General features: G+C 63.0%; 18 protein-coding genes and 1 tRNA gene. 12 read left to right on the top strand and 7 right to left on the bottom strand.

Translation table 11 applies throughout. The features are described from left to right. Positions 1-161: 161 nt before the first annotated feature. The 4 genes from IB272_RS05095 to nagA are packed head-to-tail and all read left to right on the top strand — an operon-like array spanning position 162 to position 4,020. Positions 162-1,046 carry an N-acetylglucosamine kinase gene (locus IB272_RS05095; protein ID WP_060580546.1) on the top strand — a complete coding sequence of 295 codons (885 nt, stop codon included), beginning with the start codon at positions 162-164 and terminating at the stop codon, positions 1,044-1,046. Further along, entirely contained in the window at positions 1,043-1,807 is a 765-nt protein-coding gene (locus tag IB272_RS05090; protein ID WP_034804855.1) for a GntR family transcriptional regulator, read from the top strand. The genes IB272_RS05095 and IB272_RS05090 overlap by 4 nt, the downstream gene beginning before the upstream one ends. Before the next feature lie 33 nt (positions 1,808-1,840). After that, on the top strand, positions 1,841-2,863 hold the full coding sequence (locus IB272_RS05085; RefSeq protein ID WP_043626593.1) for an SIS domain-containing protein: 1,023 nt from the start codon (positions 1,841-1,843) through the stop codon (positions 2,861-2,863). Next, positions 2,860-4,020, top strand: a complete 1,161-nt coding sequence (nagA, locus tag IB272_RS05080) for an N-acetylglucosamine-6-phosphate deacetylase (RefSeq protein WP_060519466.1) — start codon at positions 2,860-2,862, stop codon at positions 4,018-4,020. Before IB272_RS05085 ends, nagA begins: the two co-directional genes overlap by 4 nt. 86 nt (positions 4,021-4,106) lie before the next feature. On the opposite strand, the gene IB272_RS05075 is transcribed toward nagA, so the two are convergent. Genes IB272_RS05075 through IB272_RS05065 form a run of 3 tightly spaced genes read right to left on the bottom strand, consistent with a single transcriptional unit; the run spans position 4,107 to position 7,107 of the window. Further along, positions 4,107-4,841, bottom strand: coding sequence for a copper homeostasis protein CutC (locus IB272_RS05075; RefSeq protein WP_060580547.1), 735 nt, complete (start codon positions 4,839-4,841; stop codon positions 4,107-4,109). Next, positions 4,838-5,749, bottom strand: coding sequence for an ROK family protein (locus IB272_RS05070; protein ID WP_060580548.1), 912 nt, complete (start codon positions 5,747-5,749; stop codon positions 4,838-4,840). Before IB272_RS05070 ends, IB272_RS05075 begins: the two co-directional genes overlap by 4 nt. Beyond that, on the bottom strand, positions 5,746-7,107 hold the full coding sequence (locus tag IB272_RS05065) for an amidase (protein WP_192444224.1): 1,362 nt from the start codon (positions 7,105-7,107) through the stop codon (positions 5,746-5,748). The genes IB272_RS05070 and IB272_RS05065 overlap by 4 nt, the downstream gene beginning before the upstream one ends. A 194-nt stretch (positions 7,108-7,301) precedes the next feature. Here IB272_RS05065 and IB272_RS05060 point away from each other — a divergent pair, with 194 nt between their 5' ends. Both IB272_RS05060 and IB272_RS05055 read left to right on the top strand, forming a co-directional pair. Beyond that, positions 7,302-8,033, top strand: a complete 732-nt coding sequence (locus tag IB272_RS05060) for a sulfate transporter family protein (RefSeq protein ID WP_060580676.1) — start codon at positions 7,302-7,304, stop codon at positions 8,031-8,033. Between the two features lie 75 nt (positions 8,034-8,108). Continuing rightward, a complete protein-coding gene (locus IB272_RS05055; RefSeq protein WP_034804834.1) occupies positions 8,109-8,318 on the top strand; it encodes a SlyX family protein in 210 nt (69 codons plus the stop codon). An 83-nt stretch (positions 8,319-8,401) separates the two neighbouring features. On the opposite strand, the gene IB272_RS05050 is transcribed toward IB272_RS05055, so the two are convergent. The 3 genes from IB272_RS05050 to IB272_RS05040 all read right to left on the bottom strand — a co-directional run bounded on the left by IB272_RS05050 (position 8,402) and on the right by IB272_RS05040 (position 10,710). Beyond that, positions 8,402-9,394 carry a BMP family ABC transporter substrate-binding protein gene (locus IB272_RS05050; RefSeq protein WP_034804831.1) on the bottom strand — a complete coding sequence of 331 codons (993 nt, stop codon included), beginning with the start codon at positions 9,392-9,394 and terminating at the stop codon, positions 8,402-8,404. Between the two features lie 305 nt (positions 9,395-9,699). Then, entirely contained in the window at positions 9,700-10,353 is a 654-nt protein-coding gene (gene msrA / locus IB272_RS05045; protein ID WP_060580677.1) for a peptide-methionine (S)-S-oxide reductase MsrA, read from the bottom strand. A gap of 39 nt (positions 10,354-10,392) precedes the next feature. Further along, on the bottom strand, positions 10,393-10,710 hold the full coding sequence (locus IB272_RS05040; RefSeq protein ID WP_034804825.1) for a membrane protein: 318 nt from the start codon (positions 10,708-10,710) through the stop codon (positions 10,393-10,395). 382 nt (positions 10,711-11,092) lie between these two features. Here IB272_RS05040 and IB272_RS05035 point away from each other — a divergent pair. From IB272_RS05035 to IB272_RS05020, 4 genes are all read left to right on the top strand, one after another. Continuing rightward, positions 11,093-11,182, top strand: a tRNA-Ser gene (locus tag IB272_RS05035). A gap of 185 nt (positions 11,183-11,367) precedes the next feature. Beyond that, the gene (locus IB272_RS05030; RefSeq protein ID WP_034804822.1) at positions 11,368-11,682 is read left to right on the top strand and encodes a metalloregulator ArsR/SmtB family transcription factor; all 315 of its coding nucleotides are present in this window, start codon (positions 11,368-11,370) and stop codon (positions 11,680-11,682) included. Beyond that, entirely contained in the window at positions 11,679-12,035 is a 357-nt protein-coding gene (locus tag IB272_RS05025; RefSeq protein WP_060580549.1) for an SRPBCC domain-containing protein, read from the top strand. The genes IB272_RS05030 and IB272_RS05025 overlap by 4 nt, the downstream gene beginning before the upstream one ends. 44 nt (positions 12,036-12,079) lie before the next feature. Then, complete coding sequence (locus IB272_RS05020) at positions 12,080-12,712, top strand: ATP-dependent Clp protease proteolytic subunit (protein ID WP_060580550.1); 633 nt, start codon at positions 12,080-12,082, stop codon at positions 12,710-12,712. Positions 12,713-12,914: 202 nt separating this feature from the next. On the opposite strand, the gene IB272_RS05015 is transcribed toward IB272_RS05020, so the two are convergent. Then, complete coding sequence (locus IB272_RS05015) at positions 12,915-13,565, bottom strand: hypothetical protein (RefSeq protein WP_060580551.1); 651 nt, start codon at positions 13,563-13,565, stop codon at positions 12,915-12,917. Positions 13,566-13,820: 255 nt separating this feature from the next. Between IB272_RS05015 and IB272_RS05010 the strand changes: the two genes are divergently transcribed. Continuing rightward, positions 13,821-14,126 carry an antibiotic biosynthesis monooxygenase gene (locus tag IB272_RS05010; protein WP_060580552.1) on the top strand — a complete coding sequence of 102 codons (306 nt, stop codon included), beginning with the start codon at positions 13,821-13,823 and terminating at the stop codon, positions 14,124-14,126. A 103-nt stretch (positions 14,127-14,229) separates the two neighbouring features. Next, on the top strand, positions 14,230-15,102 hold the full coding sequence (locus tag IB272_RS05005; protein ID WP_060580553.1) for a sigma-70 family RNA polymerase sigma factor: 873 nt from the start codon (positions 14,230-14,232) through the stop codon (positions 15,100-15,102). The last annotated feature ends 132 nt before the right edge of the window (positions 15,103-15,234 follow it).

The raw sequence follows: 15,234 nt of genomic DNA, 5'->3' as shown, positions 1-15,234 counted from the left end.
AATACCAATTGTCCAGCAGAATTTAAGTTTTGACGTCTTAAAAAACTAAACAGCTAAATTAGCCCTTGAATTTCAACGTATTGCAACGAAAACGAAACTGCAGACGGATTCAGGCTTGGTTATTGGTATTTTTTTGGTATCCTCAGTGGGCGGAGGTACTCATGACAAATTACCTGATCGGAATCGATGGCGGCGGAACGAGCTGCCGGGCTGCCGTGGCATCGGCGGACGGGCGCATTCTCGGGCGCGGCAAGGCGGGTGCGGCCAATATCCTGACAGACCCGGAAACCGCGCTTGCCAATATCGGTGAGGCCGCACGCGCCGCCTTTATAGAAGCGGGCCTTGATCCCCAGGGCATAACCGCTGCCAAGGCGATCGTCGGTGTCGCCGGGCACAATGTCGGCGACGCCGTGCATTATGTTAAGCGCCGCCTGCCGTTCGCCGCAGCCGATATCGAATCCGATGGCTTGATTGCCCTTCAGGGCGCGCTCGGCAATCGTGACGGTGCGGTCGCCATTCTCGGTACCGGTAGCATCTATATCCTTCGCCAGGGCGAAACCGTCAGCTATGTCGGCGGCTGGGGCTTCACCATCGGCGACCATGGCAGCGGTGCACGCATCGGCCATGCGCTTCTGCAGGAAAGCCTGCTTGCCTTCGACAATATTCATGAAGCCTCGGCGGTCACCGACAGCGTCCTTGCCGAATTCAACAACGAGGCGCGCGACGTCGTCGATTTCGCCCGCCTCGCCAAGCCCGGGGAATTCGGCCGCTATGCGCCGCGTGTTTTCGAAGGCGCCGCATCCGGCGACCCGGTTGCCGAGCGCATCCTGAAAGCCGCTGCCCTCACAGTGGACGAGGCGCTTGACGTCGTCGTCGTAAGAGGCTGCGAAAGATTGTGCCTTCTCGGCGGATTGGCGCCGCTCTATCGCCCCTGGCTTGCCGATCGGCATCAGGCCCTGCTCGTCGAGGCGGAAGCCGACGCGCTGACCGGATCGGTCGCCGTTGCCGCCCAGCGTTTCGGCACCCAGGCGAGGGCAGGCGCATGACGCACCAGCTCGCTTCCATTCTGCCGCTCGAGGGTCTGCAGTCCGGAGGGTCGGGGCCGCTCTATCTCAAGCTTCGGCAATCGCTCGAAGACGCGATCCAGTCGGGCAAGTTGAACCACGGCGACGCTCTGCCGCCCGAGCGTGATCTTGCCGACTACGCCAACATCAGCCGCGTCACCGTGCGCAAGGCGGTGGACGATCTCGTGCGCGACGGCCTGCTGGTTCGCCGCCACGGCTCCGGCACCTTCGTCGTCAAGCCGGTCTCCAAGGTGCAGCAGTCGCTCTCGCGGCTGACCTCGTTCACGGAAGACATGGCGCGCCGCGGCCTGAACACCCATGCCCGCTGGCTTGAGCGCGGCCTGTTTCACCCCTCTCCGGATGAGATGATGGCGCTCGGCCTTCCGGCCGACGCGCTGGTTGCCCGGCTCGGGCGCCTGCGCATCGCCGACGACATGCCGCTTGCCATCGAGCGCGCCAGCATTTCGGCGGAGTTCCTGCCGGACCCGCAGGCCGTCACCTCGTCTCTCTATACTGCGCTCGACAAGACCCGCTCGCGACCGGTTCGCGCCGTGCAGCGCATCTCCGCCTGCAACATCAAGGATCCGGATGCCTCGATGCTCGGCGTCGCCGTCGGTTCGGCCGGCCTTTCCATCGAACGTGTCTCCTATCTCGCATCGGGACGCGTCGTCGAATTCACCCGCTCGCTCTACCGGGGCGATGCCTATGACTTTGTCGCGGAACTGACGCTGTCGGAATCCTAAAAGCGACGGCTCCGCCAAGAAAGGGAATTGACCATGCAGACCAATATGCGCCGAGAAATCGACGAGATCCCCGAAGCCGCCCAGCGTCTGCTGGAACGCTCCGCCGACCAGCTGAAGGCTGCCGGCGCCGCACTGCGCGCCAAGGATCCGGCCTTCCTCGTCACTATCGCCCGCGGCTCCTCCGACCATGCGGCGCTGTTCCTCAAATATGCGATCGAGCTGCAAGCCGGCGTGCCCGTCGCTTCGCTCGGCCCGTCGCTCGCCTCGATCTACGGTGCCAAGCTGAAGCTCGGCGGTGCCGCGGCGATCGCGATTTCGCAGTCGGGCAAGAGCCCGGATATCGTCGCCATGGCAAAGGCTGCGACCGATGCCGGCGCGGTCTCGATCGCGCTCACCAACACGCTGCCGTCGCCGATTTCAGAGGCCTGCACCAACCCGCTCGACATCTTGGCCGGTCCGGAAATCGCCGTTGCCGCCACGAAGTCATACGTCAATTCGATCGTCGCCGGCCTTGCCGTGCTCGGCGAATGGACCGGCGACGCTGCACTTCAGCGCGCGGTCGCCGACCTGCCGAACCAGTTTGCCAAGGCCGTGAAGCTCGACTGGCAGGCCTTTGCCGACGATCTCGGCGAAGCCGAATCGCTCTATGTGCTTGGCCGCGGCCCGGCGCTCGCCATCGCCAGCGAAGCGGCGCTGAAGTTCAAGGAAACCTCCGGCATGCATGCGGAAGCCTATTCGGCGGCCGAAGTGCTGCACGGACCGGTGGCGCTCGTCGGCGCCAAGTTCCCGGTGCTGACGCTTGCAGCCCGTGATGCGGCCGAGACGTCGGTTGCCGGCATTGCCGACGGTATGGCGGAAAAGGGCGCGGTGGTTCATGCTACCTCGAACCTCGCCGCCAAGGCCAAGCGCCTGCCGTTCGTCGAGACCGGTCACCCGATCACCGACGCGCTGACGCTGATCCTGCCGTTCTACGGTTTCGTCGAGGCCTGGTCGCGTTCGCGCGGTCTCAATCCCGATGCGCCGGCAAGCCTCAAGAAGGTAACGGAGACGAGATGAGCGAGAGGAAGGCAATCACCGGCGCCCGCCTGTTCGACGGCGTCGAATGGCACGACGGCTGCGCCCTCGTCATCGAAGCTGGTCGCGTCAAGGCGATCGTGGCGTCGGCCGACATTCCCGCCGGCGCCGAACGGATCGATGCCCACGGCATGCTGCTGGTGCCGGGTTTCATCGACCTGCAGGTCAACGGCGGCGGTGGTGCGCTTCTGAACGAGGAGCCGACCGTCGAAGGCATCCGGCAGATCTGCTCGGCCCATGCCAAGTTCGGCACCACGGCGCTTCTGCCGACGCTGATCACCGATACGCGCGAAATCCGAAGCGCCACCATCAAGGCCGGCCTTGAGGCAAAGGCGGCCGGTGTGCCCGGTTTCCTCGGGCTGCATCTCGAAGGCCCGCATCTTTCGGTCGCGCGCAAGGGTGCTCATGATCCGAAACTGATCCGGTCGATGGACGATGCCGATCTCGCCGAAATGCTCGATTGCGCCAAGGCGCTCGGTGTCCTGATGGTGACTGTGGCGCCGGAAAACGCCACCAGGGAGCAGGTAAAGGCGCTCGCCGATGCCGGTGCCGTCGTCAGCCTCGGCCACACGGATGTCGGCTATGAAACTGCGGTCGCCTACGCCAAGGCGGGTGCACGTACCGTCACTCACCTCTTCAATGCCATGAGCGGTCTCGGCCATCGCGAGCCGGGCGTGGTCGGTGCTGCGCTTGCCACCGGCACGCTGCATGCGGGCCTGATTGCCGACGGCTATCACGTCGAGCCGGCGTCGATGGGCGTGGCGCTGCGCGCCAAGGTGGGGCCGGGCCAGATCTTTCTCGTCACGGACGCGATGTCGCCGATCGGCACCGACATGAAGAGCTTCCAGCTCAATGGCCGCGAAATCCTGCGCGAAGGTGGCCGCTTGACGCTTGCCGACGGCACGCTTGCCGGCGCCGACATCGACATGCTGTCTTCGGTGCGCTTCGTGCACGAGAAGCTTGGCCTCCCGGTCGAGGAAGCCCTTCGCATGGCGTCCGCCTATCCGGCCGATGCCATGGGGCTTGCCACTCACAAGGGACGGCTGAAGCCCGGAGCGGACGCCGATTTCGTGTTGCTCACGCCTGAACTCGGCATGGGCTCCACCTGGATTGGCGGCGACCAGGTCTACGCAGCCTGATTGCCGCTTACGAGAAGATTTGACAAGAAGACCCGGAAAGCGCTCCGCTCTCCGGGTCTTTCCTATGAGGGAAGGAAAGGCGCCGATCAGCGCGGGCTGCGGGCCGCAAGCTTCACCTTCATCGCCCGCACCGTCTCCGGATCGGTGCGGCGCCGATCGGAAGAAACGAACCCCATATCGACCAAGCGTGGATCCTGAGCCGGCTCACTAATCGAGCAGGAGGAGTGCACCTCGTTGACCGTGAGGTGATCGAGCAGAGCGTCGACCGTCTTCAGCGTGACGCCGGATCCCGGCATGATCGACAGCCTGGCCTTGGCAAGGCCGATGATTTCGCTAAGGCGGTCGATCGCCTGCGGCGCGCTCCTGGCCCCGCCTGAGGTGAGAATGCGCTCGAAGCCAAGGTCGACTGCGATTTCCATCGCCTCGGCGAAATCCGGGACGAGGTCGAAGGCCCGGTGCAGCGTCATGCCGAGTCCGGCCGCATGGCCGCTGAGCTTGGTGAGCATCGACGTGTCGAGCCGGCCATCGGCAAGCGATGCGCCGAGCACGACGCCGGCCAGACCGGCATCCCGCACCGCGTCGATATCGCGGCGCATCGCGTCGAGGTCAGCGGTTGAGAAAATGAAGTCGCCGGGCCGCGGTCGGATCATCGCGTAGACGGGCACTCGTGGCGGGCCAGCCAGCGCCATAAGGCCGGGATTGGGCGTGAGGCCACCGACGGAAAGGGCGGCGCAAAGCTCGATCCGGTCGGCGCCGCCTTCGATGGCCGCGTAAAGCCCGTCGGCATCGTCGACGCAGACTTCGAGTTTGATGTCGCTCATGCCTTGTCTCCTGAAAGCCCGAGCAGCGCCGCGCCGATGAGGCCGGGCTCGATCCGGCATTCGCCGCGCACAACCAACGGCCGGTCGAACCGCCGCAGAATCCGGCTACGCACCGCCTTGTCGATCTCGGCGAGCAGTTCCTCGGCATTGGAAAGGCCGCCGCCGACGGGCACGATCGTCGCACCCGTGATATTGATGACGAGCGCTAGCGGCGAGCTGACGAGATCGACGAGCAGGTCGACCGTGCGTTTCGCCTCGGTGTCGCCAACCTTCCAGGCCTCGATGATCTCTTGGCTCGAAAGCGTCTTGCCGTGAGCGGTCTGGTGCAGCCGTTCCAGCCCGCGGGCGCCGCCGACGGTATCGACGCAGCGCTTCTGGCCGCAGCCGCAGGCGTAGGCGGGAATCGCCATTGGTGGATCCCCGGCCTCCGACGCGATTGCCGGGCCATGGCCCCATTCGCCGGCGAATCCGCCATCGGCATTGATCAGCCGGCCGTCGATGACAAGGCCGCCGCCGACCCCGGTGCCGAGGATGGCACCAAAGACGATGCGATGACCGCGCCCTGCACCCGCTCCGGCCTCGGCCAGCGCAAAACAGTCGGCGTCATTGGCGATCTTCACCGGCAGATGCAACGCCGCCTCGAGTTCAGCAACCAGTTCGAGCCCGTCGATGCAGGGAATGTTGGCGCATTTGATGCGCCGCGTCTCGGGATCGATCACGCCGGTGATCGAGATCGCCACGCAGTCCGGGTGTCCGCCCGCTTCGTCCAGAACCGATTCGAGCGCCTGCACGAACTGGCGGAAATTGGTAAGCGGCGTGGTTCGGCGCGGCAGCGGAAAGATCCGGTCGCGCGAATGCACGATCGCGCCTTTGATTGCAGAGCCGCCGATATCGAAACAGACGATCATGCCTCACCCCGGATGATCGCCTCGACCGAAAGCGCCACCGAAAGCAGCCGGTCGTCCTGGTGATGCGGGGCCGCAAGCTGGAAGCCGACCGGCATTTCCGCCGCCCCGAGCCCGCAAGGAATGGAGATGCCGCAGAAATCCAGGAAGTTGCCGATCGAGGTGTTGCGCAGCGTCTTGCCGTTGATCTTGAAGAACAGTTCGTCGTCTTCGAGAAGCGGCGCGATCGGCGGGGCGACATGGGGCAGCGTCGGGTGGGCGATGAGTTCGTTCGGCTTCAGACTTTCGACCGTCTCGTGGATCAGCTGGTCGCGCGCGTCGAGGAGAGCGATGTAGTCGGGCATGGAGATCTTCTCGCCGAGCCGCGTGCGGGCGACGACGCGTGGATCCATCGCGTTGGCCTCCGGCCCGGCCAGACGCTCGCGGTGCAGCGCATAGGCCTCCGCCGTCACCAGGGCGCCGTGGCGGGCCATCAGCCCGAACACGGCCGAGAAGGATGGAAAAGCGCGGCGGCTGACGGCAACGCCCGCCTTCTCGAGCCGCTTGATCGCGTCCTCGAAGGCCTCGACGACTTCCGGCTCCGCATCGTCGAACACCACTGTTTCCGGGATCACCAGCGCGATGCTCGAGAGGTCGGCGCGGCGCACGGTCGGCGCCGTCAGCCCGTGCATGGCGGCGTCCACCCAGACGGCATCCTGTACCGTGTGGCAGAGTGGCCCGAGCGAATCGAGGCTTTCAGCCAGCGGAAAGATGCCCTTCATCGCATAGCGGCCGCGCGTCGCCTTGTAGCCGACGATGCCGGTGAAGGCTGCGGGAATGCGGACAGATCCACCGGTGTCGGTACCGATGGCCGCCGGCACCAGTCCGGCCGCAACCGCGACCGCCGAGCCCGACGACGAGCCGCCGGGAATGCGCTCGACGTCGGTGGCCGCGGGGTTGCGCGGCGTGCCGTAGTGCGGGTTGAGGCCAAGTCCGGAGAAGGCGAATTCACTAAGGTTGGTGCGACCGACACTGACCATGCCGGCGGCGGAAACGGCGGCGACCACAGGCGCGTCGCTCGTTGCCGGCGCGTTCGTCCGAAGCACGGCCGAGCCGGCGGTCGTAACGTTGCCGGCGGTGTCGAACAGGTCCTTCCAGGCGACCGGCAGGCCGTCGAGCAGACCGAGCGACCGACCGGCCCTGAGACGCTTCGAGGCAGCCTCCGCATCCCGCGTCGCGCGCTCCGGCGTCAGCTCGACAAAGATGGCGTAATCGCCGTGTGCGTCGATCGCCGCATAGGTTTCCTTGGCGAGCTCCACCGGATCCAGCTTGCCGCTCTGCACCAGCACCGAAAGGCTGGCGAGTGTCTTTTGTTCTGTCATGTCATCCTCCGCGGAGCGCTGCTGCCGGCATCCCGTATGTCTACAATATCGCCGCTCCCGGCGTTTTCCATGCTTCCCTTAGACGAGGCGCATGAATCTTGCATAAAGACGGGTGCCTGCCGGGACTATCTTGTCGCCGGTAGCGCCTCTGCCTACATGCACCATCGAACCTTGGCCCATGCTGGAGAGCGATGATGATCCTGGACGCGGCGCGACTGTCGCTTGCCAATCTGTTTGCACCCGAGACCCGATCGGTCTTCTGGAAGGTGCTGGGGCTGACGATTCTTGCGCTTGTCGCCCTGTGGTTTGCGGTGCGCGAGGTGTTCATCTGGCTCGCCTTGCCCTGGTTCGACACGCTGATGCCGGGCACGCCCGTCTGGGCCGGCTGGCTGACCTTCGTGCTCGGCATCTTCGCAAGCCTTGGCTTGGCCCTGGCGCTCGCCCTGCTTCTTGCGCCCGTCACCGCACTGATCGCCGGCTTCTTCCTCGACGACGTCGCCGACGTCATCGAGAAGCGTGACTATCCGAACGAGCCCCCGGGACGGCCGCTACCGCTCGGCGAGGCGGTTGCCGGCTCGCTGAAGTTCCTGGGCGTCGTGATCCTCGGCAACCTCCTGGCGCTGGTGCTGCTGCTCGTTCCGGGCGTCAATCTCGTCGCCTTCTTCCTGGTCAACGGTTATCTGCTCGGCCGCGAATTCTTCGAGTTTGCGGCGATGCGCTATCGCGCGCCGGCGGAAGCGCGGCTCTTCCGGGAAAAGCACCGCTCGACCGTCTTTCTCGCCGGTCTGCTGCTCTCGGGCTTCCTGGCTGTGCCCTTCGTCAACCTTTTGACGCCGCTCTTTGCCGCCGGCCTGATGGTGCACCTGCACAAGCGTCTTTCGGCTAGGGATCCCGGGTTCTCGCTGCGTGTGGCGGCGAAGGCATAAGGCCTTGCTTGACATAAGGCCGGCTGTGGCCAATCTGCCGGCAAACGGCGCCGCGCGCCCATGGAGTTTGCAAGAATGAGCAACACCGACGAACGGATCACCCGCCTCGAGGAGACCGTGGCCCATCAGGCCAAGACCATCGAGGAGCTTTCCGATCAGCTTGCCGAGCAATGGAAGGTGGTCGAGCAGGCGCGCGCCAAGCTCGACCGGCTGACAGAAAGGTTCCTGACGCTCGAAGAGCAGTCTCTCGACGCGCCGGCAATCACGAAGCCGCCGCATTACTGATCGCCGCGCTCACGTCAGGACAAGCAAAAAATGGCCGCCGGTCCAATGAACCGGCGGCCTTTTTCATGACGCAAGCGCTGCTCTTAGTAAGGGCAGGACTCGTCGCTCATGTAGTCGTGGACCTGGACCTTGCCGGCAATGATTTCGGCTTTCACCTTTTCCACCGCGTCGAGCATCTCGGGCGTGATCAGCGCCTTGTTGTTGTCGTCGAGCGCGTAGCCGACGCCGTCTTCCTTGAGGCCGAGGTTGGAAATGCCGAATTCGAACTTGTCGTTCTTGGCTGCCGTGAAGGCTTCGTAGACGGCGACGTCGACGCGCTTCAGCATCGAGGTCAGGACCTTGCCCGGCTGCAGGGCGTTCTGGTTGCTATCGACGCCGATGCCGAGCTTGCCCGCATCTGCGGCTGCCTGCAGAACGCCGACACCGGTGCCACCGGCTGCGTGGTAGACGACATCCGAGCCCTGGTCGATCTGGGACTTGGCGATTTCGCCGCCCTTGACCGGGTCGTTCCAGGCGTCCGGCGTCGTGCCGGTGTAGGCTTCCAGAACCTTGACGTCAGCGCCGGTCGACTTGGCGCCGCCAACGTAGCCACAGGCGAACTTGTGGATCAGCGGAACGTCCATGCCGCCGACGAAGCTGACGGTCTTCGACTTGGAAGCGAGACCGGCGAGAACGCCGACGAGGTAGGAGCCTTCCTGTTCCTTGAAGACGACCGACTTGACGTTCGGCTTCTCGACGACCATGTCGATGATCGCGAACTTGATATCCGGATATTCCGGCGCGATCTTCTCGAGCGAAGCCGCCCAGTTGAAGCCGGCCATGACGATCGGGCTGTTGCCGTCGCTGGCGAAGCGGCGCAGCGCCTGTTCGCGCTGGGCATCGTTGGCGATTTCGAACTCGCGGTATTCGACGCCCGATTCCGTCTTGAACTTCTCGGCGCCGTTAAAGGCAGCCTCGTTGAAGGATTTGTCGAACTTGCCGCCGAGATCGTAGATGATCGCCGGCTTGATGTCGGCGGCCAGTGCCGTGGCGGACATCATCGAAAAGGCAAAAAGACCGAGAATTGTTTTTTTCATCGTGCAGCCCTGTTGTCGCTATTGATCTTATTGGGTCCTCCCGCCGGCTCCCTGACGGAAGCCTGTCTGCGGAACCCACCCCCTTCTCCTTGGGGCTAGGGTGGCGCATCCTTGCACGGTCACGGCAAAAAAACACTCAAAATTTTTCAGATGGTAAAAATTGAAGCCACGAATATCGACACCCGTAAGGCACCGGTTCTGTTGCATTTTTTGAGATCATGACAAGGTGTCCCGGTCGGTCCGGCGCGGCCTCAGGGTTGTGGGTATCGCGACCGCGCGCGGGATGCCATCCGCGGGGTATGCGTCTAGTGGCCGATCGGGCAGCTGACGCCGGTGCCGCGCAGGCCGCAATAGCCGCTGGGGTTCTTCGCCAGATATTGCTGGTGGTAGTCCTCGGCGAAATAGAACGGTCCCGCCATGCCGATCTCGGTCGTCACCCTGCCGCCGTGATTGGCGTGCTTCAGCGCCGTCTGGAAAGTGGTGCGCGCGGCCTTGGCGTGCGCCAACTGCTCGTCGTCATAGGCATAGATCGCCGAGCGGTAGGTGGTGCCGATATCGTTGCCCTGGCGCATGCCCTGCGTCGGGTCGTGTCCCTCGAAGAAGGTCCTGAGCAGGCTCGCGAGCTTCACCTTTTCCGTATCATAGACGACCAGGACCACTTCGGCATGGCCGGTAAGCCCTGTCGTCGTTTCCTGGTAGGTTGGGTTCGGCGTCAGCCCGCCGGCATAGCCGACCGCCGTCACGTAGACGCCGGGGATGTTCCACAGCAATCGTTCGGCGCCCCAGAAGCAGCCCATGCCCAGAAGGATGCTCTTGGTGCCGTCGGGGTAGGGGCCTTTCAACGGCCGGCCGGAAACGAAATGTGTCTCGGCCGTCGGGATCGCGGCGTCACGGCCCGGCAGCGCCGTCTGCGCGTCCGGCATGATCGTTTTCTTGTTGAACATGTCGATCAGGAACATCAGCACACTCCTTTCGATGCGAAGGCCGCCTGCAATGCGTCAGGCGGCGAATCGTCCGGCCGCCGGCCGCTTCTTGTATCCGACCATCCATAGCACGAGGGCGATCAGCGCCAGCACCGCAAAGGCCGGCTGTTGCAGCAGCCAATGCAGCATCCCGTGCCAGATCGTCGGTGCGGTATCGGAACGTTGCGCAAACTGGACCCAGCTTGCCGTGTCGGCGCCAAGCGCCTCCAGGTCGTCGCCGAGCGATGTCATGACCAGTTCCGATGCTGCGACCGACTGGATCGCGTCGACGGCACCGGCAAGCACGGCGGCAAACAACACGACGGCGCTCGCCAGCCTCAATAGAAATCGCATCGGACTGCATTCCCTTCAATTCGCTGGCTGGCGCCGGTCATCGGCTCGGCGCGTCGCCCTGCCGCATCTTCTCCGATCGCCCGTGCCTCGGACAAGGCCCGACAATGAAAATATGCGGCAATCTGGCATGCCGGAGGATGTGGCCGAGACGGGCCGGACGCATCGGACACGCCCTGACGCAAGAGATAAGCCCCTTGCCCGGAGTGCACAATGGGAACCGGGAACCCGCCAGCGTCACAAGATGTCAATAATCTGTCAGAAAGCAGTTGATCCCGGGCAAATCATCGGTATATAGACGCGCGTCCGCCGGTTCTCAGCCGGCTGACGCCGAAGGGCCCCGCCCTTCCCATCCAGCCGGATTGACCATCGGCTGCTGACGGATGGACAGGTGGCCGAGTGGTTGAAGGCGCACGCCTGGAACGCGTGTATACGTGAAAGCGTATCGAGGGTTCGAATCCCTCTCTGTCCGCCATTTCCCCCTTGTTCTGCTTCCATTGCCAATGCGCATTAAGCGCTACCCTTGTCCCATCTACTGGCGGGTATTGATCTGAGGCGCCGTGACAACGTCGTTTGGTGCGCAAAGTCGCGTCCTTTCTTTTCTCCTCCTGCTGAACAGCGCACTTGTTATTGAGATAAGTCCGTGCTTATGTGTTTGGCATGATCGAGAACGAGATATTCCGAGCCCTGGCTGACCCCACGCGCCGCGCCATCTTCGAGAAGCTTGCTGACGGAAGCATGAATGCCAGCGCTTTGCGGGAAGGTATGGACATAAGCCAGCCGGCCATGTCCCAGCACATTTCCGTGTTGCGGAGTGCCGGGTTGGTGAAGGAGCAGCGGCAAGGTCGGTTCGTAAACTACGAAGTCGACCCGGACGGGCTGGCGCAAATTGCGCAGTGGCTCGCGAAATACCGTGCCTACTGGCCGGCACGCATCGAAGCTCTGAAGATCTTGCTGAAGGATATGGACCAATGAACCGCGAAATCAGCGCCCCGGACGATAACAGCCTTGAGCTGGAATACGAACTCGACGAGGCGCCGCAGAAGGTCTGGCGCGCAATCAGCATCCCGGCGTTTCGCGAAAACTGGCTACCGAAAGAGGCATTGGCCGACCCCGATGGCGCCGTCGTCGTGCCTGGAGAAGAGGTCCGCTACAGGCTGCGCGAAACCGAAGCTCCGTTTCTCGAAAGTACGGTCACATTCCGGATCGCCCCGATTGGTTCGGGCGGCACCCGGCTGCGGATCGTCCACGAACTGCCGAATGTTCGCGGCGGTCGCGTGACCAGGACGGCCGCGAACAGCAACGATTCTCTCATGCTCGCCGCCTAGACCGGCGAGCTTCCCCTCAATCTCTGGATAAATGGAGTTCGCCGATGCGCGAAGCGATGCAACTCGTCCCTATGGTCGTCGAGCAGTCGAACGGTGGAGAGCGGTCGTTCGACATCTATTCCCGCCTGCTGCGCGAGCGAATCATCTTTCTCAACGGTGAGGTGAACGACACGGTCTCTGCGCTGGTCTGCGCCCAGATGCTTCTTCTCGAAGCGGAAAACCCGAAGAAGCCCATCCATCTCTATATCAATTCGCCGGGCGGCGTGGTGACCAGCGGTTTCGCCATGTACGACACTATGCGCTACATCCGGGCACCGGTGCATACACTGTGCATGGGGACCGCACGGTCGATGGGTTCGTTTCTGCTGATGGCCGGCACGCCGGGCCAACGGGCCGCCTTGCCCAATGCCAGCATCCTCGTGCACCAGCCATCGGGCGGTTTTCAGGGCCAGGCGTCCGACATGCAGATCCATGCCGAGGAGATCCTTCGCACCAAGCAGCGCATGACGCGCCTCTATGCGGAACATTGCGGACGGACCTACGAGGAGTTCGAACGCGCCATGGACCGGGACCGTTTCATGACCGCAGAAGAAGCATTGGAATGGGGCCTGATCGACACCATCCTGAAGGTTCGCGACGACGGCGAGCCGGCGGCTGCCGGTGGCTTTGCTCTCTGACAGCGAGGTTCCCGATAGACGGCTATCCGCCAATGAGCACGTTCCGCTGCACCATCTACCGAAGGCGTTCACTCTGCTACGGGAGCGATGTCTGCGCCGAGGAGCGTGCCTTGTCGGCTCGGAGATACGAATAGCATCGCTCATTCAAAACACGGACGAGCATCTCTCAGCCGAGAGCGGGATCTGCTCCAGATAGCGTCTGCTATTCCGTCGGGCAGCATCCAACCATGGCGCAGGCGCGCCCATAGAGCCTATCCGTCGCGTCAAGCAACCAATTGGCTCCGTCGAGTGCCACCCGCACGGCGTTCAAAAGCGACCAGTCGATCCGCCCTAGTACTTCCGCCAGGAGCTCATGGCGTGCTTGGCTGGGGTCTGCCAGGACCGTTGCGATCACGTCGTGATGCTGGGTGATATCGATAGCGGCAGTGGCGCTCGCCGGATCAAAGTATGGAATGCCCAGCTGGGCCAGGAGTGCCGAAACTACCAGCTTGCACAAGGCTTTGCAAAGTTTGCAGGGGAGCTCTTCATAGGCCTTCTGCATTGTTCTCTTGAAGAAGCCGACCGTGGCTCGAAATGCTGCTCCGGCGTGAGACTTGATCGACAGTTTGAAGCTATCGATCGCGGAACCTGGCTGGAGAATATAAAGCTCCACCCTGTCTTTAAGCTGGTCTCCCGCCAGATTTCCGGGATTGTCGCGTGTATACACGACGCCGCGCAGCTTCTCGATCAGGATAACGACGTAGCCGTCATCCTGGGTAATCAACAGATCACGGTTGTATAGGTATTCCCCTTCGCCCTCGATTTGGATGATCTCAAGCGCATCTTCCCGGAAGGTATTCTCGCTCAGGAACATGCATCAGCCTCCCGTTCGCTCAAAAGTTGACCCTAGCGCAATGCGACTTTGGTCGGAATTCGCCTAAAAGTGGTATGGGGAAATTTGATGCATCGGGCGTCTTCTTGCACCGGATCCCGCAACTGAGTTGAGTCCGCAGACATTGCCTTCGCCAAGATGGTTGCGGCGTAGCCGGGCGAAATAAATCGTCGCCCGCGCGATCCGTTTCGCCTCTCCGCTTCGTCTTTCGTGCATCCGCAACGAAGGAGAAGCACCATGACCACTGCACCCGTCACTCTCGTCAACGTTCTGAAGGTCGAACCCGGCAAGCAGGAGCAGTTGATCGCGCTGTTGAAGCGCAATATCGACACCGTCATCCGCACGCTCGGCGGCTGGCGGACGAGCCGGCTGATTGCTGCCAGGGATGGCACCAGCGTCATCATCTATTCGGAATGGGAGACGCCCGCGGCCGTCGAGGCGATGCGCGCCGATGTCAGGATGAAGGCCTATTTCCCACAGATCCTCGAATTGGCGAGCCTCGAATCGGTCATCGGTGAGGTGGTCCTCAGCGATCACAGCTGATGTCGAACGGCTGTGCGTTGCCGGAGCCGGTTTCGATCGGTCAGGCAGCGGACATTTTCTTCAGTCCACGCTATCGTCCGAACCGGCCCCTGGAGATATCCCGATGGAACTCGATATCATGAATACGGAAGACTTCGAGGATCGCTTGAGGGATCTCCGGCCGCGGCTGCACCGCTATTGCGCGCGCATGACCGGCTCGGCCGTGGATGGTGAGGACGTGCTGCAGGACACGCTGATCAAGGCCGTGCAGGCGCGGGCGGATGGCGTGGTGGTGAACAATCTCGAAGGCTGGCTGCTGCGCATCGCCCACAACACCAGTCTGGATTTTGTGCGCCGGCGGTCCAGGCACAAGATCGTCCCGCTGCTCGATGACATGGAAGACGCCCCGCTGCCCGAGGCGGACATCGTCGCGATCGGCTTTCAAACCTTCCTGCAACTGCCGGAACTTCAGCGCTGTGCGGTGATCCTGAAGGATGTGCTTGGTCATTCGATCGAGGAAATCGCCGCTATCGCCGAGTGTACGCCGGCGGCGGCCAAATCGGCGCTGCAGCGCGCCAGGGTGGCGCTCAGGCACCTGACCGAACGCCCGGAGGATATGCGGCTGCCGCTGATGTCCGACGCGAACCGGCACAAACTGGCAAGTTTCGTGCGCTTCTTTCAGGGCGGCGACTTCGATGCCATCCGCGCCATGCTGGCCGACGATGTAAAACTTGAGCTGGTCAACAGGCTGAAGCTGGAGGGTCGCGAGGGCATCAGCCGCTATTTCACCCGCTATGCGCAGGAGACAAAGTGGCGTTTCGCGCTCGGCGCAATCGAAGGGCGGCCGGCCATGCTGGTTTTCGACAGTGCCGGCCCCATGAAAAAACCGGCGCATTTCGTCGTTCTCGATTGGCGTGGAGACGAGATCGCCGCGATCCGCGATTTTCTCTTCGCCCCCTATGTGCTTGAAACCGTTGATTGGGTTCGCCTGGCTTGAACTGCGAGAGAGCGGCTCTTTGCCAATTGAGGGTCCGTTCTCCGTCAAATGTTGACGGTTCCGCGCTATTCTTGGACTTTCGCTGGTATCGGCAGCCGTTGGGTTTCGGCAGGTTTCCTTGGCCGGTGTGGC

Source organism: Ensifer sp. ENS08 (assembly GCF_014852195.1).
Taxonomy (GTDB): Bacteria; Pseudomonadota; Alphaproteobacteria; order Rhizobiales; family Rhizobiaceae; genus Ensifer; species Ensifer adhaerens.
The sequence above is the reverse complement of the archived record's forward strand: the minus strand, read 5'-3'. Positions and strand labels throughout refer to the sequence as shown.